This is a genomic window from Leptospiraceae bacterium (genome assembly GCA_015075105.1).
Taxonomy (GTDB): domain Bacteria; phylum Spirochaetota; class Leptospiria; order Leptospirales; family Leptospiraceae; genus JABWCC01.
This window is the reverse complement of sequence record JABTUZ010000002.1, coordinates 1,212,509-1,233,178: the sequence shown is the minus strand read 5'-3', so window position 1 is coordinate 1,233,178 and position 20,670 is coordinate 1,212,509. Positions and strand designations below refer to the sequence as shown.

General features: G+C 33.8%; 21 protein-coding genes and 1 riboswitch. Of the genes, 11 read left to right on the top strand and 10 right to left on the bottom strand.

The genetic code is table 11. The annotated features are described in order from the left end of the window. Positions 1–51 precede the first annotated feature (51 nt). From HS129_15705 to HS129_15695, 3 genes are read right to left on the bottom strand one after another with little or no spacing between them, the layout of a single operon-like run. Positions 52–1,089: a hypothetical protein gene (locus HS129_15705; GenBank protein ID MBE7413481.1), complete on the bottom strand. Its 1,038-nt coding sequence runs from the start codon at positions 1,087–1,089 to the stop codon at positions 52–54. After that, the gene (locus HS129_15700) at positions 1,089–1,601 is read right to left on the bottom strand and encodes a chemotaxis protein CheX (GenBank protein ID MBE7413480.1); all 513 of its coding nucleotides are present in this window, start codon (positions 1,599–1,601) and stop codon (positions 1,089–1,091) included. Before HS129_15700 ends, HS129_15705 begins: the two co-directional genes overlap by 1 nt. Further along, positions 1,592–2,671: a hypothetical protein gene (locus tag HS129_15695; protein MBE7413479.1), complete on the bottom strand. Its 1,080-nt coding sequence runs from the start codon at positions 2,669–2,671 to the stop codon at positions 1,592–1,594. Before HS129_15695 ends, HS129_15700 begins: the two co-directional genes overlap by 10 nt. Before the next feature lie 59 nt (positions 2,672–2,730). Here HS129_15695 and HS129_15690 point away from each other — a divergent pair, with 59 nt between their 5' ends. Together HS129_15690 and HS129_15685 are read left to right on the top strand one after the other, a co-directional pair. Continuing rightward, entirely contained in the window at positions 2,731–3,471 is a 741-nt protein-coding gene (locus HS129_15690; protein ID MBE7413478.1) for a class I SAM-dependent methyltransferase, read from the top strand. 145 nt (positions 3,472–3,616) lie between these two features. Continuing rightward, positions 3,617–4,651: a GGDEF domain-containing protein gene (locus HS129_15685; GenBank protein ID MBE7413477.1), complete on the top strand. Its 1,035-nt coding sequence runs from the start codon at positions 3,617–3,619 to the stop codon at positions 4,649–4,651. Between the two features lie 7 nt (positions 4,652–4,658). Here the strand turns inward: HS129_15685 and HS129_15680 are convergent, their stop codons facing one another. Continuing rightward, positions 4,659–5,066, bottom strand: coding sequence for a cyclic nucleotide-binding domain-containing protein (locus HS129_15680; GenBank protein ID MBE7413476.1), 408 nt, complete (start codon positions 5,064–5,066; stop codon positions 4,659–4,661). 134 nt (positions 5,067–5,200) lie between these two features. Here HS129_15680 and HS129_15675 point away from each other — a divergent pair, with 134 nt between their 5' ends. Beyond that, the gene (locus HS129_15675; GenBank protein ID MBE7413475.1) at positions 5,201–6,343 is read left to right on the top strand and encodes an acyltransferase; all 1,143 of its coding nucleotides are present in this window, start codon (positions 5,201–5,203) and stop codon (positions 6,341–6,343) included. Here HS129_15675 and HS129_15670 read toward each other — a convergent pair. Together HS129_15670 and HS129_15665 are read right to left on the bottom strand one after the other, a co-directional pair. Next, on the bottom strand, positions 6,340–6,606 hold the full coding sequence (locus tag HS129_15670; GenBank protein MBE7413474.1) for a DUF1569 domain-containing protein: 267 nt from the start codon (positions 6,604–6,606) through the stop codon (positions 6,340–6,342). The genes HS129_15675 and HS129_15670 overlap by 4 nt on opposite strands. A gap of 15 nt (positions 6,607–6,621) precedes the next feature. Further along, complete coding sequence (locus tag HS129_15665) at positions 6,622–6,921, bottom strand: DUF1569 domain-containing protein (protein ID MBE7413473.1); 300 nt, start codon at positions 6,919–6,921, stop codon at positions 6,622–6,624. 167 nt (positions 6,922–7,088) lie between these two features. On the opposite strand from HS129_15665, the gene HS129_15660 reads away from it, so the two are divergent. Both HS129_15660 and HS129_15655 read left to right on the top strand, forming a co-directional pair. Further along, entirely contained in the window at positions 7,089–7,553 is a 465-nt protein-coding gene (locus tag HS129_15660) for a MarR family transcriptional regulator (GenBank protein ID MBE7413472.1), read from the top strand. Positions 7,554–7,617: 64 nt separating this feature from the next. Next, a complete protein-coding gene (locus HS129_15655; GenBank protein ID MBE7413471.1) occupies positions 7,618–8,115 on the top strand; it encodes a gamma carbonic anhydrase family protein in 498 nt (165 codons plus the stop codon). Between the two features lie 80 nt (positions 8,116–8,195). Here HS129_15655 and HS129_15650 read toward each other — a convergent pair whose 3' ends face one another. Together HS129_15650 and HS129_15645 are read right to left on the bottom strand one after the other, a co-directional pair. Further along, complete coding sequence (locus tag HS129_15650; protein ID MBE7413470.1) at positions 8,196–8,897, bottom strand: ParB/RepB/Spo0J family partition protein; 702 nt, start codon at positions 8,895–8,897, stop codon at positions 8,196–8,198. Further along, positions 8,881–9,813, bottom strand: a complete 933-nt coding sequence (locus HS129_15645; protein MBE7413469.1) for an AAA family ATPase — start codon at positions 9,811–9,813, stop codon at positions 8,881–8,883. The genes HS129_15650 and HS129_15645 overlap by 17 nt, the downstream gene beginning before the upstream one ends. A 217-nt stretch (positions 9,814–10,030) precedes the next feature. Between HS129_15645 and HS129_15640 the strand changes: the two genes are divergently transcribed. The 3 genes from HS129_15640 to thiC all read left to right on the top strand — a co-directional run bounded on the left by HS129_15640 (position 10,031) and on the right by thiC (position 13,475). Then, a complete protein-coding gene (locus HS129_15640; GenBank protein MBE7413468.1) occupies positions 10,031–10,570 on the top strand; it encodes a DUF1564 family protein in 540 nt (179 codons plus the stop codon). Between the two features lie 110 nt (positions 10,571–10,680). Beyond that, a complete protein-coding gene (locus HS129_15635) occupies positions 10,681–11,679 on the top strand; it encodes a putative porin (protein ID MBE7413467.1) in 999 nt (332 codons plus the stop codon). A gap of 36 nt (positions 11,680–11,715) precedes the next feature. Continuing rightward, positions 11,716–11,817: riboswitch (TPP riboswitch) on the top strand. Positions 11,818–11,864: 47 nt separating this feature from the next. Then, positions 11,865–13,475 (top strand): phosphomethylpyrimidine synthase ThiC, encoded by a 1,611-nt coding sequence (thiC, locus tag HS129_15630; protein MBE7413466.1) that lies wholly within the window; start codon positions 11,865–11,867, stop codon positions 13,473–13,475. A 23-nt stretch (positions 13,476–13,498) separates the two neighbouring features. Here thiC and HS129_15625 read toward each other — a convergent pair whose 3' ends face one another. Then, positions 13,499–14,248: a leucine-rich repeat domain-containing protein gene (locus tag HS129_15625; protein MBE7413465.1), complete on the bottom strand. Its 750-nt coding sequence runs from the start codon at positions 14,246–14,248 to the stop codon at positions 13,499–13,501. Beyond that, the gene (locus HS129_15620) at positions 14,238–15,050 is read right to left on the bottom strand and encodes a DUF3108 domain-containing protein (GenBank protein MBE7413464.1); all 813 of its coding nucleotides are present in this window, start codon (positions 15,048–15,050) and stop codon (positions 14,238–14,240) included. Before HS129_15620 ends, HS129_15625 begins: the two co-directional genes overlap by 11 nt. A 320-nt stretch (positions 15,051–15,370) precedes the next feature. On the opposite strand from HS129_15620, the gene HS129_15615 reads away from it, so the two are divergent. The 3 genes from HS129_15615 (at position 15,371) to HS129_15605 (ending at position 20,668) form a co-directional block, all read left to right on the top strand. Continuing rightward, complete coding sequence (locus tag HS129_15615; GenBank protein MBE7413463.1) at positions 15,371–17,638, top strand: aconitate hydratase; 2,268 nt, start codon at positions 15,371–15,373, stop codon at positions 17,636–17,638. Between the two features lie 38 nt (positions 17,639–17,676). Beyond that, positions 17,677–19,422 carry a phosphoenolpyruvate--protein phosphotransferase gene (gene ptsP / locus HS129_15610; protein ID MBE7413462.1) on the top strand — a complete coding sequence of 582 codons (1,746 nt, stop codon included), beginning with the start codon at positions 17,677–17,679 and terminating at the stop codon, positions 19,420–19,422. A gap of 64 nt (positions 19,423–19,486) precedes the next feature. Then, positions 19,487–20,668, top strand: a complete 1,182-nt coding sequence (locus HS129_15605; protein MBE7413461.1) for a hypothetical protein — start codon at positions 19,487–19,489, stop codon at positions 20,666–20,668. The last annotated feature ends 2 nt before the right edge of the window (positions 20,669–20,670 follow it).

Below are 20,670 nucleotides of genomic sequence, written 5' to 3'. Positions count from 1 at the left end.
GGCTTTTTCTGAATATTTTTAAATATTATTGTATTTGAAACAATAAAAGTATTAAATATGACTAAAAAAATATCCGAAAGCCTTAGCCATTCCCGGAATATCTCCTAATTGAGAATGTACAGGAACTTTATCTCCATGAGAAAGTAATCCGGTTAACTCTAAAATATGCGGCTTGTTGTGCTCGGTCAAAATTCTTGCCGCCTTCACTGATTCTTCAGAAGAAATTACATTATCGTTTCTACCATGAACCAATGATATATGTGCTTTGAGTTTATGAATTTCAAAAATAGGAGAAAGATTTTTTGCAATCTCCGGTTTTTTAGTTACAAACTCATTCCCTATACTAATTCTAAATTCCGGATCTCGTTGAATTTTTACAAATATTTCTCTATCTCTCTTAGACAGTTTATTGACAAGACTTGGAGCTAAAGATTTTTCATTTCTGTGAAACCCATTATCCAAGGCAGATTCCAAAATTACTTCTTCTAAATTTTTGGAATTTTTAATTGCTAAATGAATATAGTTATATAAAAAAATACAGTACCCGTAATCATCTGCGTTGGGATTCCCAAGCACAAAAGGAACTGTTTCCCGAAAATCTGTATAAGGACCTACTACAAAAATTGAATTAATATTGTCTCTAAACTTTTCTCTTGTAAGAGATACTAATCCCATCCCTCCTGAAAAACTAATAGAAAAAAAACCCATTCTTTCTGAATTGAATATATTTCTTTCTTTTTTAAATCCAAAAATTGTATCACATATATTATCAACAGACTCTTCTCTTATTTGAAGTTGCTTGATTTCGGGAAATTCAGGAGTCGCAACGACGTATCCTGAGGCTGATAGATTTTTTGCCAGCTCAATCAACCTCTTGTCTTCTATACCATAAACACTCATCCCGTGAACAAGTAAAATTCCCGGAAGGTTAGAGATGTTTTTCTTTTGAGGAAAATAATAATACACTCTATACTCTTTTTTTTGTCCTTTTAAAATCTCTTTTCGTATCTCTATTTTATTATTGTCTAATACTCCTGCAGATCTCAATAGCAAAGGAATACTTCTTATACTTTGTGTAATATTTTTCATTAGAATTTTTTTTGAAGTAGTATTAAATAGATTCTGCCTAAATACGATTTTTCTTCAACCGATTTCAAGAAGTAAATTAAGATGTATTGCCTGTACTGAGTAGAATCTATTGGAACAATTTTATGATTTAGATTTTCCGGAGGAGAAATCTCCATAGAAAAACCCCCTGTTTGCATCTCACCCGCCAGACGAGCCGCAATCTGATTGTTGAACTCCATGATAATCGAAGCAGATGTTGTCTTTGTAGTTGGGTCTATCTGAAAACTTTTTGCTATTCGAGGCAGAAGTTTTAATTTGGTGTATCCGTCCATACCTATAAATAATTTCCCGCTTATCTCTCCCGAATACTCCACACAAGTACAACTCTCATAACAAAGCCCTTCATTTTTTGAAGGACCAAATGCTTCTCTTTTTGCGTCAACTCCCAAAATCTCACGGAAATATTCTGGGAAGATTTGAGAAATCATCAACACTATTTTTTCGTCTAAAAGAGGATCCATAATTATTTCAATGAAAATTGCTTATAGTGATTTTGACCTTGAAGAACTGAAGCTTGTAAAGCATTTTCTGCTCTCTGAAACCATTTTTGATATGAGCTGTACTTTATATTTTTGTCCGCAGACCCAACCGACATATAAATTCTATTTTCGTATCTTTGCAAATCAGATAGAATTTCCTCGACCTTAGATTGAAATTTTCTATTTTCATTCTCTCTCAAAAAAAAACTAAAAATAGAATCACTGAGTCTATAAATTTTAAAATCATCTCCAAACCAATCTACTAATTGAGATTTTAATAAATAAGCTACTATTGAAATATCTGTATAATCAAAAAATGAAATTAAAGTCAAATTTTCATCAGTCTTTTCTTTACTCTTAGACTGAATTGTATCCCAGAAATATTCAGAGTTATAAACTTCGGTTGCGGTATCTTTTTTGGAAGAATTGTAGGAATGAAGTTTTAAGAAATTTTTAGCAAATTCTTTGGTATCCGCCCACACGGAAGAAATTTTCAAACCTGAATCCGGATTTTGAAAACAAAATTCTAAAGCACCATACAATTTTCTCTCATCCGCCAAAGGTAAAAATAAAGAAGTGTGATCCCTGTTGAACACACCTTCTTTTTTGAGTAACTTCTCTATAACTTGCTCTTCGTTTTCGATCTGGATGTTTTCAGTAGGGGTAATGAGTATTCCTGAACGCTTGATATACGCCGGGACAAGATTTTCTCCTTGGAAAAAATACAGCACAATTGTTTCAAATGCCCTATACTTCTCCATCTGCTCCGTATATTCCAAGTATAATTCTTCTTCTTTTCTTCCGAATACTTCCCGATTACGCATTTCATCCAAGCTATACTCTCTATTTGAGCCTAAAATTGTAGGAGCTCCTACAATTTTAGATTTTTTTAGCTTCTCAGACTTGGAAAATAAGCCGTACAATACAAAAAAAAGGCCTAAAAAAGAAGAAAACGCAAAAAACGACCAAGTAAAAATATGTCCCATGCCTTTACCCAATCCTTCTGAAGCATATAATATTTCAGAGCAGGTCAAAAACAAAAATAGAAAAGCTTGTATTTTCATGGATAAGTGCCGTTATAATATAAGTAACGGCATAAATTTAAAATTTGTTCAGAGAAAAAATGAAACTATATACAGAGCTTGCCGAATACTATTTTGACATCGAGAAAAGTGGAAGGAAGTTTGACGAAGAAATTTATTTCTTAGATGACCTTTTTAAGAAGCATAAAATTCGATCTGTAATTGATATGGGATGCGGAACCGGAGAGCATGTTAAGGCTTTGCAGTCAAGAGGGTACGAGATCGTAGGAATAGATTCTTCCGATAAAATGGTAAATGTCGCCAAAAAAAGATTTCCTCACTGCAAATTTGACATCGGGTTTATGCAAGGCTACCAAGCCTCTCACCACTACGACGGAATTGTATTTTTATTCGGAACTTTCAACTATTTAATCACAGACGAAGAAATTAAGTCGGCTCTCAAACTTTTGCAACAAAATCTAAAACCTTCAGGCCTTGCTATTTTTGAAATCTGGAATGCAGAACCCATCCGAAAAATCAAAAGAAAACCGATTACAAATGTAGCAACTCTAAAATCCGGTCAAATTCAAATCAAAAGACATAGAGGGTTTCGTCTTACTCGCTCTGACCAAGCAACTGTAGTCGATGTTAATTATGTCTATAACTTAGATGCACGAGAATTAAAAGATAAACATACCATGAGGGTATTTTTTTGGAATGAAATAAAAGCAAAACTCGAAGACTTTAAATTTGAAATATTGAATGTTTACGGTAATTACAAGATGGATAAATTCAAATCCAATGGAGGTAGAATTTTAATAGTTGCAAAAAAGAAAGCATGACAGAGACCAAAAAATCTCCTTTCGCCTCCTTAGTTTTATGGAAATGATTTAATCAATAGAAATAATTGAATTTTATGGATATTAGACAGATAAATTTATTGTAAATCTCTTAGTTTTATAAAAATAGTAATCTGCAAGAGCAATTATGATACAAAATACGAATTCAGAAGATACAAAAAATGAAGTCATAAAATTGCAAAGAATTATCAATGCCTATGAGAAACTTGCTAAACTTCAAAATAAAGAATTAAAAGATGCTATCGAAGCAATCAGTGCTTATGAAATAGTAGAAGAAGTTTCTCGCCAAGAAAAAATCAATATGATTTCTGAACTCGAAGTATTTCACGAGTTAGACGAGTCTTCCATCGTAAAAAATGGAATCATAGAAATACTGAGGGATAAAAATAATACAGAAGAAAATATCATCAAATCTTTAGAGAATCTGCAACTAAAAGAAGAAAAAGGATTTTATTCGGACCTATTCCGAATTTTGACTCACCTCAATATAGAAGAGGAAGAAGCAAAATCTCATTGGGAGAAAATCCAAGAAAATATCAGAGTCTTTAATCATAAAATGGGTTACCCGGTTGGGTTTAGAGTCGCCATGCTCGACTATTTATTAAATCATGCAAATCTTTTAAAAAATCCGAAATTCATAGATATTACAATTTATGAAAATATTGTCAGAAGTTCAATCACGGATGAGCTAACAGGAATTTATAATAAACGATATTTTGATATTCTATTTAAGAAAGAATTAAAAAGAGGTCAAAGATACAACAGAGTATTTTCGATTTTTCTTTTTGATATAGATGATTTTAAAACATACAACGATACTTTTGGCCATCATGAAGGAGATAAGGTTTTAAAATTGGTAGGCACAATTCTATTTAAAATTTTTCGATCAGAGGATTCCTCTTTTAGAGTTGGAGGAGAAGAGTTTCTCGTGATTCTGCCTGAATTAGAAGTACCCTCTGCAATCCTCGCTGCAAAAAGATTTACACAAGAATTAAAAATGAAATCTGAAAAATTACTAAAAAGAAAAATTACAGTAAGTGGAGGAATATCTGCTTATCCAAAGCACGGGGATTCTACAGATATACTTTTTCAGAAGGCAGACAAGGCTCTCTACTTGGCAAAAAGCCAAGGTAAAGATCAAATCATTGAAGCTCCTAAATAAAGTTCTACTACGAGTTAATAATCGGTTGCTGGTATTCGATTTCCTTTGCTGAAGTTTCATTAATTTTTTCTATTAGAAGTTCATTCGTATTGGCAAGCCTTGTCGCCATAATGCTAACCATTTTTGCCGAGAAAGTAGGATTTTGGATCAAAAATCTTTCCAACTGCTGTTTACTCTCAATAACTGCAAGCTCTGTATCTGTCATAGCCCTTGCGGTCGCAGTTCTTGGCTTTGCACGAAATAAAGCCATTTCTCCAAAAAAATCACCCTTCTTTAAAATTGCAACCCTTGTCTCTTGAGCTTTTATTTTGAAATAAATTTCAACACTTCCTTGGAGAATTACATACATAGAATTTTCAGAGTCACCTTCTCTAAATATAACTTCTCCGGATTTTAATGATACTGTTGCAGGCATGTCTTCAGCCCCTATTTATTGGAAATTTTTGAATTGAATTTACTATATACTTTTTCCTTATATAAATCGACACAATTTTTTTATTTTCAGAAATTTAAGCAAATTTTTTACTCTATTCTATTTGGAGAATCCCCATGACACTGACAAATTCCTACTCTGCTGAAATTTTTGGACTAATACTGTGCAGTTTCTTATTTTTACTTTTCTCTAATTTCAGGAAATTATTTTTCTTTCCAAAATTTGAAACAACACCTCAGGCTATAGAAAAAAGAAGCTCTATAATTGATTTTATTAGAGGAATATCTATTATTGGAATTGTAATCATTCACCTCGATTCCTATTTTCGATATTATCACCCGAACGATTCTTTTTCCAATATTACATTTTTTTTGTCGAATGCCTCCAGATTTAGCGTTCCTGCATTTATTATTTCTTCAGCATTTTTTTTAAACTATAAGTCTCCAAAAGAATACTGGCTATCTAAATGGAATAACCTAATTATGCCCTATCTGATCATCGGTACAATTGCTTATATTTTGAAATATCCGTTGGAATCAATATACACAATATTCGATTATATTTACAAAATATTTTCAGGAACTATCATGGCTCCTTTTTATTTTGTTCCTCTCATGGTTCAATGCTATTTAATTTATGCTCTATTTGTCCGAAGATTTGAAAAAACAAAATCTATCTATATTGTGCTATGGATTTCTTTTGTACTAAATATTTTTTCTAACTTAGATTGGTTTCAAAGCACAAACTTGTATATCAACGGGCTTATTCCGGCTTTTTTTGGAAACTTTGTATTTTTCTTCTTAGTAGGATTTTCTGCAAAAAATATTTTCAAAGACTCGGGTAATTTTAAAAATACAATCTTAACAGGAAAGATTTTTTTATTCAGTTTAGTCATTAGCCTACTTTTTTATTTAATTTTTGTTGGATATTTATCAATGAAAAAATTACCGGAACTGTCTAACCATTTTATATTTTATCCATTAGCCATGTTTATACTCTTATTTTCTATAGGAATCAAATTAGAAGAATCTGTTTCTAATATTTTACAAAAAATCTATTCTATTTTTTCTTTCATCGGAAAAATGAGTTTATCTATTTTTTTGATTCACCCCATTTTAATACATCTGAGTTTCGGAAGAGACCCATATTCTTTTGGTGGAAAAGTTTCCGGGTTCTTTTTCTTTTTATTACTCAATATAATAATTCCGATTTTTTTATGGATCAGTTTTCAAAAGCTAAGAAAAATATTCTTCAATTAGCGAGATTTTTTCTTTTTCGATTTTGCAACTGAAGGCTTTTTCTTTACGGAAGACTTTGCTTTTGATTTCGGTTTTACTGATAAAGATTTCTTTACCTTAGAAGGTCTTGGTACCGGTTTTAATTCTTTATTTTTATCAACATCAACAAACCCCAAATGGTTGGCTATATGATAGACGTGGAGTTTTTCCCACTCTTCTTTTTTTAACTTACCAAAAACAGGATGAACAGCTAAATTTCCTTGAAATTCTTTAAATGCAGAGATAGCGTTGTAAAGTCTTTAAAGTGCAAATTTTTCATCTCCTTCTTCCCTTACTTTTGGAGCGGAAGGATTCGGAGCATTTGTCCTCATATACCCATCTTTCATCATTTTATTAAATATAAATTTTCCTATAGTTAAACGAATAAAACTCGGCACTACCTTAGGATACTCTGTCATTGAAAATTCTATCGAATCAGCACAATGATCAAGTATCTGAAAAAAACTCCATAGTTTTGTTGTGCTCACTTTTTCCTTTTCGAGTTTTTTTAGCTCGCTCACTGCTTCTTCAAAATTGTTAAATCGTAAATTTCTATTCATCATATTCTCTTTTAAATTCTATATATTCTGTTTTTAAGGATTTCTACTTTAATCTTCGGTTGATAGGTAAAAAACTACAGTTAAAATTACAATTAGACTTTGCAAAGCTAGCGAAAATTACACTTGCAATAAGAACTCTTTATTTATACTCTATATTTTAGAATTGTATGGGTACTCATTTTAAAGGCAGCCAAACAGAAATTCAAGCACTTGATTGCTTTATCAAATTAATGAGAGCATCTGAATCTGTAAACTACAGAACAGGAAAATATATCAACAAAATTGGTCTAAGCCCAAGCCAATTCGGTGTATTAGAATCACTTTTTCACCTCGGTCCTATGTGCCAAAATGAGCTTGGAAAAAAACTTCTGAAAAGTGGGGGAAACATCACAATGGTTCTTAACAATTTAGAGAAGAGAGGCTGGATTGAGCGAAAACGCGAAACGAAAGATAAGAGGTACATAAGTGTACATCTCTCTCACTCAGGGAAAAAATTTATTTCTGAAATTTTTCCAAGGCAAGTCCAAATCATCACAGAAGAAATGAGTAAACTATCTAAAGCTGAACAAGAAGACCTAAGTCGTATATGTAAAAAACTGGGGATAGAAAATTTTGAAAAAAACTGCGGCTAAACAAAAAAATTTATTTCCTAATTGTTTCATCCACCCAGCTGCAACTGTTTATGGTTTAGTTGAAATGCAAGATGATTGTTCTATCTGGCCCGGTGCTGTTCTTCGTGCAGACACAAATTTTATCAAACTCGGTAAAGCAGTCAATATTCAAGATAACTCCACCATCCACGTAGATTCAACATACAGCACTTCTATCGGTGATTATTCTCTTATCGGGCACAATGTTGTAATCCACAGCAGCACCATCGGTAAGGCTTGCTTAATTGGAATCGGCAGTATCATTTTGGAGAATTGTGTAATTGGAGATGGTGCAATGATTTCTGCAGGGTGTTTAATTCGCGGCAACACAAAAATTCCTCCTAAGGCAATGGTAATTCAAAAAAATGGCGAGTTAAAAATTTATGAAAATAAATCCAGACCTCAGTTGATTATTGCCTCTTCTTTAGAATATGTTGAGTCCTCTAAAAGATTCCTCAATAAGTTTTTTGCTCCCTTCTCTGAAAACGAAACAAAAGAGTTTTTCATGAAAGCCGGCTCAATTCTAAAAGAACTAAAATTGTAGGAGTTCCTACAATTTTGAGTCAAAGGGGTGCATAAAAAGACTAAATTACATTAATAGGCGAAAATGATTACTGCTGAGAGCTAAGAAAGTCCGAACTTTTTCTTTAATGCATTAAGTTCGCGGAAAAAAGTCTCTTTTTGCTTTTGGGGTAATTTCTTCAAGTTAATCCGAATTATGTCGGATAACTTCTTGTTGGGTGAAATCATTTCACCCCTACCCTCTTTAAATTTTAGCAAAGATTCTAAATTTTTAACACTTGCTTCTTTTCCACTTTTTAACAAATCATAAACAGAATTTTGTTCTAGCCTTGCAATTGAACTCAATTGCTTAATATATCTTTCGGTATATCCAAGCAATTCTGATACTTCCTTAACAGATCTCTTTTTCTCTTTTCGTAAATATTGAATGGCTCGCCCAACTTCCCACGGGTTTAAATTTTTCCTTTTTTCATTTTCAGCGAGTGAAATTTCATAACAAAGATCTTCTTTTACCTCAGTAACAATTGCGGGGATATCCTTCCAACCAAGTTGAATCGCAGACCGGTATCTTCTCTCCCCGGCAACTATAATAAATTGTGATTTTTCCTTTCTAACAATTATTGGTTCAATAAGTCCGAGTCTTCTCATTGACTCTACTAAATCATCAATTTCATTTTTACCAAAAACACGTGGTTGGTTTTGATCCAATACAATACTAGAAATATCAATTTTATCAGGGGCATTTTTTTTCTCACTATACGCAGTAATGAGATCTATAGCTGCAAAATCATTTCGCTTGGACATATATCTTTTGCTTTATTTCTAAAGCTAATTCCTGAAAATTCTTTAATGCTTTTTTATCATAATCAAAAAGTAATTTACGCTTAACTTGACTCTGTGGAATACTTTCTCTTCTATTAATAACTGTTTGGAATACAGGAAAATATTTTTTTATACTTTGGCTAATTCCCGATAAAGCCCTAGATTCCTCAAATTGATTTAGGATTGCACCCAATAATTCAAGGTTCGGATTCACTTTTTTGCGTATTTTTTCAATGGTATTGTGTAAATCTTGAATTCCTTGAATACTAAAAGCCCTCGCTTGGATCGGAACAATTACATAATCTGCAGCAATCAAAGCATTCTCTAATCCAAGGCCCAATGAAGGTGGACAATCAACGATTATATATTCGTAAGAAGACCGAACAGGCAACAATGCATCTTTTAATAATTCAAAATCATCTCGCTCATACGGTGTAGTTAAATTTGCAAGGCGAATAGAAGATGGAACAAGATCATAGCGATCAAAAACTCTCTGAATTATATCTTGAATTTTCATAGGCTCTTTATCTCTATAATGCAAGCAATCAAATATTGAAGTGTCTAAGTCATTAAAAAATAAACGAGTCGCGTTTGCTTGTGCATCCCAATCAACAAGCAGCACCTTTGATTCAAGTGAAAGTGCTTCAGCAAGACATAGGGAAAGAGTAGTTTTTCCTTCTCCACCTTTCTGGTTAGTAATCGCAATTATGTTAGAATTAAAATTTCTATTTTCAGCGATGGAGAAATATTTATCAAGAATGGAAATTCTATAATTTCCACTTTTTTCAATAGGAATTTTATATTCTTTTACTAAAGACAAAAAATCCAAATCTGATACAGCATACCTCAGTCCGATTTCTTCCGGAGTGATTTCCTCGTTTGCTCTTATTTTTTTCATGCCCTTTTTTTGCTCTATTTTGTATAGGACTCTTTTCCTGTCAAGAATTATGTCTCTTAAATTTTTTGTAGGAACTCCTACATTTTTTATTATTTTTCGATTATCGTGAATTTTTTCACACACACATTAGCTACATATTAAAGAAAAAAATTAACTCAAATATGAAATTAGAAGAAAAAAAAATTTTCTATCTTATTATTATTTTACCTTAAAGGATATGAACAAAAAACAAACATTTACGGAATTCGATTTAAAAAATTCTTTAAAAGCAAGCAATCAAGTTGCGACCTTGTTGATTCCTGAAAAGACCGTGATAAAATTACGTAAATTTTATCGTTTAAAAGACATCCCTAAAATTCTAAATCGACTAATTGCAAACTATAAAATTTTACCCTTAAACGAGGAACAAAATACATCTAAGAAAATTCAAAGCTCCTATCAAATGGAAGGCCAAAATCTATTCAAAAAAAGCTTTCGACCAATAGGTGATGATTGGATAAAACTTTCGATATTGTCGAATGGTACTGGTGACTCTCGATGCCTTTTTTTCTTCACTCTCCTTTCTATAAAGCTGGAAATATTAGAAGGCAAAAACCCCGATATAGAAAAGTCCCTGAGTGTAGGAACTCCTACAAATTTTAATGAAAGTGTACTGCGATGCATGCTGGGACTAATCAAATCAGAAAAGCAACACAAGTACTACCGAGCAATAGAAGAGGGGAAAAGGCGAGAAAAACAAACAACTCAAATAAACTGACTTTACAAAAACCAAAACCATTAAAAACTAAAAATAACAGGCATAGCAAAGTCATTGATTTCTCCAATATTTATAGGGTGAAATCATTTCACCCTATAAATATTATACAAATGCGATTTTTTAGTTTTCTCTTCATCCTACTTTTTTTTCAGGTAAAAATTTTTTCACAAACCACCCTTGCTCTGGTTGCAGAAAGAAATAATGGTGAGCATATTTTTGAAACTGGCAACAAATACGATAATCTTTCAGGTTTAAAAGGAGGCTCACGAATCACTTACCCAAGAAATTTCAACTCTCTTGGAATTCAAGCTTCACAAGTGTACAATCGCTTTCTTTTAAGCGGAAAATTTATAACCACCGGAAATTTTGTCAACTCTGGAGAAGCAAGAGATGAAGACTTTTTTCTACGGGCAAATTCACCGGAAAACGGAACTAAAATAGCAACAAGAGAATGGTCTCTGCACGACTCGGCTTACGTATTTTCGGGAACTCAAAATTTTGCCGATGGAAAAGGGATATCCACAGTTTCTGAATATAAAATCGAACCGAACATTCGTTATTATTTTGGAGATGCGTCACCAGATTTCTGGAAACCTTCCGATGGATTTTTTATTTCCACCGGGTTAAGGTATTCCTACTTCAAATACTATATCTATGACGTAATCCAGTTTGTCGCTACCAACCCAATAACATACAAACCCATAGGAAAGGGACTTTCCTATGCAAATTCTGTTTTAGAATTCCCGATTGGACTTGGATACAAGGTCTCCAAAGATCGCTTAACGCTGGAGTTTTCATTTGACATAGTATATGGTGTTAATAAATTCAAAGACTTCCATTATTGGAGAGCAATGAACTTCAATGGTGAGTCGGGGGGATTCGGATTTCAATACAAAGGTGAAATTTATTATAGGCTCTCAGATAGCATTTTATTCCGATTCAGTCACACTGGACACAGGCTTTTTCAATCAGGGTATTTTACGACAAAAGGAGGAAACTCGTTTAATGATATCTTGTCTAACTATGCCGGAAAGTATTCATATTATCTAAACACAAAAGAATTTTTTTACGATCTATCTATAATGAAAAAACTTTCCTCTTCAAAATAAAACTTGACATTTTCTTTTAAAGCGAAAGTCTAAATATCAGTCCGTTGGGGGTGTTTATGGCTATATGCCTTAGGCTGAGAGAGTTCCCCGGAACCTGATCTGGATAATTCCAGCGTAGGAAAACGGAGAATAAAATATTTCACTAATATAATATTCCCGGACTATTAACTTTTGGTAGGCAACTTATGAAGTCTAATTTTTCCGATATTCCATCCAGTCTTGCGAAAGACCATATCACAGATAAACCAATACTTGACTCTTCAATTCCAAACAAGACAATACAACTTTCCAATAAAGAAATTATTTCCTTGTACGAAACTTCAGGCCCACAAAATTATGACCCAAAAAAGGGAATCCCAAAAAGAAGAGCTGAATGGATCGAAAGGCGAAAGAGTAGGGGAGATAAAATTTTCTCTCAAATGCACTACGCGAAAAAAGGCATTATCACCGAAGAAATGAACTTTGTTGGTTTGCGTGAAGGAATAGACCCTGAATTTGTTCGTTCAGAAATTGCAAGAGGCCGAGCGATTATCCCTGCAAATATCAACCACCCTGAACTTGAACCGATGATTATAGGAAGAAATTTTTTAGTAAAAATCAATGCAAATATTGGAAACTCTATTCTCGGATCAAGTATAGAAGAAGAAGTAGAAAAGATGCAGTGGGCATTACAATGGGGTGCTGATACGATCATGGATCTTTCTACCGGAAAAAACATACACGAGACAAGAGAGTGGATTATCCGAAACTCTCCTGTTCCTGTAGGGACTGTTCCAATCTATCAAGCTTTAGAAAAAGTCAACGGGAAAGCCGAGAATCTCAATATTGATATTTTTTTAGAAACTCTAATCGAGCAAGCAGAGCAAGGCGTTGACTATTTTACTATTCATGCAGGATTACTTTTACGATATATACCGCTCACTACCAACAGGATGACCGGGATTGTTTCGCGTGGCGGATCCATTCTTGCAAAATGGTGTCTTTCTCATCACAAGGAAAATTTTTTATATACTCATTTCCGAGATATTTGTGAAATTATGAAAAAGTACGATATTGCATTTTCTCTTGGAGACGGATTAAGACCGGGGAGTATCGCAGATGCCAACGACAAAGCTCAATTTGCAGAATTAGAAACTTTGGGAGAATTGACTAAAATTGCTTGGGATCATGACATTCAAACTATGATTGAGGGGCCTGGACACGTCCCTATGCATCTAATCAAAGAAAATATGGACAAGCAATTAGAAATTTGTCATGAGGCTCCATTTTATACGTTAGGCCCATTGGTTACTGATATTGCTCCGGGCTATGACCACATAACGTCCGCAATTGGTGCTGCAATGATCGGTTGGTTTGGAACGTCTATGCTTTGTTACGTTACTCCCAAAGAACATCTTGGTTTACCAGATAAAGAAGATGTAAAATCAGGGGTCATTGCTTACAAGATAGCTGCCCATGCTGCAGACCTTGCAAAACAACACCCGGGAGCTATTGAAAGAGATAATTTATTGAGCAAAGCGAGATTTGAATTTCGCTGGGAAGACCAATTCAATCTTTCTCTGGATCCGGAAACTGCTAGAAACTACCACGATGAAATGCTGCCCCAAGACCGAATGAAGGAAGCCCATTTTTGCTCTATGTGTGGTCCTCATTTTTGCTCAATGAAAATTACTCAAGACGTTAGGGACTTCGCGAAACAAAACGGACTTGCAGAAGAGTCTGTGTTAGAAAAAGGATTAGAGAAAAAAGCAAAAGAATTCCAAGATTCAGGTGGAAATCTTTACGTTAATAAATAAATTATTGAGTTTACATGATAACGCTAATAATATTTTCTTTTTACTATTTTTAAATAGGGGTTGGTAATTCTCAATTTTTCTAATTCTTCTTTTGAAATTTCCAACCCATCTATATCAATATAAAGTAAATCTTTCAGAGTAGAAACAAAGTGTAAATTTTTAATTTTCGTATCTCCTATTTGTAAATCCATCAATTTCTTACAATTAGAAATCTCTGACAAATCGGATATCTCTGTTTTTCTCAAATCGAGGTGCCGAAGCTCGGTAAAATATTTTAAAAATTTTAGTGACTGAATTTTTGTTTTATACAAATACAATTTAGAAATTGTATTATTAGAAACTGGGATAGAAATAGTTTGAACATTTGTATTATTCAAAACAAGGGTTCCCAAATTCGGTAAATTTTTTAAAAAGTCGGTGTGTATGATAGAAGTCCCATCTAAATTTAAATATCGTAATTTAGAAAACATAGAAAGATCGTTCAAATCGGTAAACTTTGGAGACCTGATTTCTAAAGATTCTAAATTAGGGAATTTGTTTAATTCGCTCAATGGAAAATATTTTGATTCATCAAATCCGATCCACTTAGAATCTTTAGGGAACTCTGCAATTTTTTTTCCTTCAAAATCCAAAACCGATACATACCCTGTTCCTTTATACGGAAACAAAGATATGCAGTGAGTTACGCAAATCAAAAATAAAAAAACCAAATACTTACCAAAAGTAAAAGTAATCGAATTTATGATAGAAATACTGTGAACTCTATTTTTCAATTTTCTGTAAGTTATCCTCTTCCAATTCAACAAGAATACTGCCGATGTAAGGAATTTTTGCTTGAATTCTTAACGGGATTCTTCTGTAATCAGTACTAATCCAAAGCCGAATATTCCCCGCAGACTGAAAAACTCCTGACGTATGAAAATATGGCTCTGTCGCAATTGAATTGTAAATTTTAGTTTTACCGTTGACCACTAATTTCAGCTCTTCTTGTTTTATAATTTTAACTTTCAGTACACTTAATTTCAAGTCATCAAATAATTGAATCTCAAAAGATTGTCCTAAATCTTTTTTTGTGTCGAATCCTCTCATATAATATACCGCCGACAAAATATCTTGAAAATCATCTGGAAGAGAGTATGTAGTTCCATGTTTGTATTTCCAGACAGCATCTTTTCTTTTAATTTTAGGCCGATTCGAATTCCCTGAAATTTGCTCCAATGTCCAAGTAGCTTTTTTTTCTTTTAAATGAAAAGCCGCATTGTATTTTTTGTGAAAATTACCTTCATTCAAATTTTTTTCTGTCCAAACCGGTTTTTTAAGTTCTGGAATCCAAAAACTGGTGATCCGATCCTCAACAGGAAAAAATTTATCGATAAAAGAAGTACCTTTTGCAGTAGATAAAAAAATATAGCAATTGTATTTCCCGCAAGGAATAGTTCCGGGAACTCCCATAGTAGAATAGCCAACCGTCATAAACTTCCACACTATTTTGTAACGAAGTAATTCTCCGACTTGGAACGGCTCTGCCGACAAAGAAAACTGTAAAAGTAAATAGAAGGTAAAAAAAATTTTCATTTTCAAATTTTAGAAATTTCTTTCTAAACTACTACACCTGTAAGTCGATCTATTTTTTTTGCAGTGCTTATTTTTATTTCCAATCCTATTAAAAAAGGGTAGGATAACTATTTTTTAAAAAGACTCGATTCGGCTACACTAAAAAAACAAAAAAGTCCAATGACTATGCCTCAAATTCCAGAACTTCCTTTTTTTAGTACGATTTTTATTCACTTAAAAAATTTTTGAAAATAAATCTTATCTTGACTTTTTACGGTTTTTGGAAAAGTATTCAACTATTGATTTAAGATAATATCTTTTAAGAAACAGGAAGGAAGAAAATGGCTTTTGATATAGAAATGATTCGCAAGGTATATTCAATGATACCGGAAAAGGTAGCTGCTGCAAAAAAATTAGTAGGTCGCCCTCTGACACTTACACAAAAAATTCTATATTCCCATCTATTCGATAGTATGCCTAAAAGCCCTTTTCAAAGGGGTAGCTCTTATGTTGACTTTGCACCCGACCGAGTCGCCATGCAGGATGCAACCGCACAGATGGCATTATTGCAATTTATGCAAGCCGGTAAAAAGAAAGTTGCAGTTCCTTCCACTGTCCATTGTGACCACTTGATAGAAGCAAAAGAGGGAGCCTCTATAGACCTTAGCGTTGCTCAAAAAGGAAATAAAGAAGTTTATGATTTTCTATCTTCGATTTCCAATAAGTACGGAATCGGATTTTGGAAGCCGGGTGCAGGGATTATACACCAGATTGTTCTCGAAAATTATGCTTTTCCCGGTGGAATGATGATAGGCACAGATTCGCATACTGTAAACGCCGGCGGTCTGGGAATGATTGCAATCGGAGTAGGGGGGGCAGACGCTGTGGACGTTATGGCAGGACTTCCCTGGGAATTAAAATTTCCAAAACTCATCGGAATTCATCTGACTGGAAAACTAAACGGTTGGGCATCCGCTAAAGACGTAATTTTAAAAGTAGCTGGAATTCTTACGGTAAAAGGAGGGACAGGTAGTATTTTAGAATATTTTGGAGAAGGAGCCAAATCTCTTTCTTGCACCGGAAAAGGTACAATTTGCAATATGGGCGCAGAGATTGGAGCCACTACTTCTACTTTCGGTTACGATGAAAGTATGGACAGATATTTACGATCTACCGGCAGAAAAGACGTTGCAGATTTAGCAAACACAATCCAAGAGCACTTAACCGGTGACCCGGAAGTTTATTCTAATCCAAAAGATTATTTTGATCAAGTAATTGAAATCAATCTTTCCGAGTTAGAGCCTCACTTGAATGGCCCGTTTACACCGGATCTTGCGACTCCTATTTCTAAAATGAAAGAAGTCGCCAATAAAAATGGATGGCCTCTGAAAGTTGAAGTAGGTTTAGTCGGCTCTTGCACAAATTCTTCCTATGAAGATCTATCTCGTGCCATGAGTTTAGCAAAACAAGTAGCCGATAAAAACCTAAAAACCAAAGCAGAGTTTATGATAAACCCGGGCTCAGAGCAGATACGTTATACGGTAGAGAGAGACGGTTTTTTAGATGCTTTTGAAAAAATCGGTGCAAGAGTGTTCTCCAATGCATGCGGCCCCTGTATCGGTATGTGGGCGAGAGCTGGAGCAGAAAAAAAAGAAAAGAACACAATAGTGCATTCTTATAATAGAAACTTTGCTAAACGTGCAGACGGAAACCCAAACACACACGCCTTTGTTGCTTCTCCCGAAATTGTTACTGCACTTGCTATTGCAGGAGACATTACTTTCAACCCGATTACAGACACTCTAATCAATGAAAAAGGCGAGAAAGTTCAATTAGATCCTCCGAGTGGAGATGAACTTCCTAAAAAAGGATTTGACGTAAAAGATCCGGGTTATCAAGCACCTGCCGAAGACGGAGAAAAAATCGAAATCGTTGTAAACCCAAATTCAGATCGTTTGCAGCTATTGGACAATTTTAAACCTTGGGAAAAAACTGACTTAAAAGGACTAAAACTTTTAATCAAAGCAAAAGGAAAATGTACTACAGACCATATTTCTATGGCGGGACCTTGGTTAAAATACAGAGGACACTTGGACAATATTTCCAACAACATGCTCATTGGGGCTGTAAACTTTTTTAACGACAAGACAGACAACGTAAAAAATCAACTCACAGATGAGTATGGTCCGGTACCTGCAACCCAAAGAGACTACAAAAAAAAAGGAATCGGCTCAATTGTAGTAGGCGACGAAAATTATGGAGAAGGCTCTTCTCGTGAACACGCTGCTATGGAGCCAAGATTTCTTGGAGTAAGGGCAGTTCTCGTACGCTCTTTTGCGAGAATCCACGAGACAAATCTAAAAAAACAAGGAATGCTTGCTTTGACTTTTGTGAACAAAGAGGACTACGATAAAATTCAAGAAGATGATACTATTGATATTCTTGGACTGACAAATTTTTCCTCCGGTATCCCTTTGACTCTTGCACTTCATCACAAGGATGGGAAAAGTGAAGAAATCAAAGTTAGCCATTCTTACAATGAGCATCAAATAGAATGGTTCAAGGCAGGTGGAGCTTTGAATTTAATTAAAGAGCAAAATAAAAAATGAATCTCTTCAATCATCAAACAATAAATCTTGTTGAGTAAATGGAGAACAATTCAAAAAAAATTATCCACAAAGGAATCAGTGCATCCTCCGGAAAATTTTACGGCAAATGCTTAAAAATTCTTTCCGGAGAGCATCTGATTTTACAAATACATATTTCTGAAGACGAAGTACATCACGAAATTGAAAAATTTGAAAATACAATTTACTTAACTAAACAAGAATTAGAATCCACTATTCAAAAATTTTCAAAAGAGTTAAAAAAGGAGCTTGTGGAAATATTATCTTCACAAATATTAATGCTCGAAGACCCCATCTTCCTTCAAAACGTAAAAGAAAGAATTCAGAAAAAGTTAGAAAACGCACCTCTCGCAGTTCACAACACAATCGAAGAAATTGCTGAAAGACTATCATCTTTGGGAGACGGGTATTTAAGCGAAAGAGCAGTTGATATTCGCGATATAGGAGAAAGAATAGAAGCAAATCTTGTCGGGAAAAGAAGCGACTACACTTTCTTGGAAAATTTAAAAGAAGAAGTAATTTTAGTGGCTCATGTTTTAACTCCCTCTCAAATCATTCACTTAGATAAAAATAAAGTAAAAGCAATTGCAACCGATACCGGGGGAAAAACGGGGCACATGGCGATTCTTGCAAAAAATTACAATATTCCCGCAGTGGTTGGGTTGATTGATATTACTGAAAAAATCTCCGAAGATGAATATATTTTTATAGACGCTGACGAAGGAATCATCATTCAAAATCCTTCTTTGAATGAAATTAAACTTTTTGGTGCTTCCTCTAAAACAGATTTTGGCGACTCAAAATTCAAACCAAAAAAAATTGCAGAAACAAGAGATGGGACAAGAATTTTAGTAAAAGCCAACCTCGAATCAGAAAGCGATTGCGATCTAGCACTAAAATATGGAGCAGATGGAATCGGTCTTTATAGAAGCGAGTCTTTATTTTTAGAGCATCCTTCAAACAACCCGACCGAAGACGAGCAATTTCACGCCTATAAGAAAATTGTAGAAGGAATGAAAAATAAACCGGTAATCATTCGCACATTTGATCTTGGTGCAGATAAATTTGAAAACGAAAAAGAAGAAAATCCTTTCTTAGGAAAAAGAGGAATCCGCTACTGTTTGCAAAATAAAAACTGGTTCAAAAAACAATTAAGAGCCATACTCAGAGCCTCTGTGTATGGAGAACTTTCTCTTATGCTTCCGATGGTAACGTCTATCCAAGAAATTATAGAAACGAAAGAGCTTTTAAAAGAATCCAAAGATTTATTGAAAAGTGCGAATGTTCCATACAAGCGAGTAAAAATCGGGATTATGGTAGAGACACCAGCAGTTGCAATATCGCCTGACGTATTCACAAAAGAGTGTGATTTTTTTTCGATTGGAACAAATGATTTATTGCAGTACACTGTAGCAGTCGATCGAAATAATTCTGTAATTTCAGACCTATACAATCCATACCATATATCTTTTTTTCGCCTACTTGTTAATACAATCCAAATAGCAAAAAAACAAAACATTCCTGTTGGAATTTGTGGAGAAATTGCAAGTGATACAAACTTTACAATTTTACTCATCGGACTTGGATTAAGAGAATTTTCTGTTTCTCTGCCACTCGTACCAAAAGTAAAAAAGATCATTCAGGTAATTGAAATCAGTCAAGCAAAAAAACTCGCCAAAGAAATAATGAAACTATCAGAAGAAGAGAAATATTTAGAAATCGAATCTTACCTTTTCAACAAACACCTGCTCAATAATCTCGTATAATACAACATTGCTAAAAACTCACTTCCGAAATCTATTTCATCCTTTTATAGAAAAGCTCAAACGATTGCCGATAAAGTATTTTGTGGCTATGTACATTGCTTTAAAAATTCTTTTAATAGTTTTTCTAATCAAACCTTACAACTATAATCTCTGGTCGCTTGTTGGAATTTGGGACGGATTTTTCAAATTAAACCCGAAATATTTCTGTAAAGGTATTATCGTATTTCAAAATGGTGGATACGACGGGCAATTTTTCTATCTTATTACAAAGTATCTTGTTACCGAAAATATTTCTTTACCGATTCTTGACTCCTTTTATTTGAGATTTCACAGAATCGGACTGAGTCTTGTTCTTTTTCCATTTATAAAAATATTTGGAGTTTCAATCTATCCCTTCGTACTTTCCACTCTATTGACTCTTTTCCATCTGTTGAGTTTTTATTCATTAAAAGCGTTATGCGAAACTGATAAGAAATATTTTTCACTTTTCTATCTTTTTTCTCCTTTCTCTTTAAATTCTGATTTATTATTAGTTGCTGACTCTCTCATGGTTTCCTTTTTAATTATTGGTTTGTATTTTTTTATCAGGTCTCAAATTTTATCCAATCAAAATTTTATCAAAAAAAAATATCTGTATCTTTCTATATTTCTTTTTGGAATTTCGCTTTTCGTTAAAGAAGGAGCTTTATTTTTAATTGCACCTTTTATTCTCTACAGCATTTTACAAAAAAAGTGGAGTGCAGTCCTTGTATTTTTCCTTGTTATCCTTTCCTATATTTCTTTTACTCAATACACAAAAACAATTTCAGGCACTCATCCGGGCACAAATCCCTTAAATTTTTTAGAGCTTAGTGATCTTCCATTTTTCGGACTGTTAAAAAGTTTTGATACACCCAATGACTCTAAGGGAATTATTCGCGAGCTTATCAAAATTCCACTTCTTTTCTATTTTATATTTTTAATTTCTCTTGTAGGCAAAAAATGGTCACTGAATAGTTTGATTTTTTACTCTCCCATCTTTTTCACTTTATTACAAATCGCTATTGCAGAAGAAGGGTATTGGAGAGCGTTTGACAATATCTCCAGAATGTACGCACTCTCGCTTCCTTATTCTATATTCCTCTACTCTGAAAAAAATACTTTTCGTTTCAAAGCGGTTATGACAACCGGCTTATGTATTTTGTTACTACTAATTTTACGAATTGTACTTATAAAAAAAGAAATGCCATTCAATGTCTTTCTTTGATT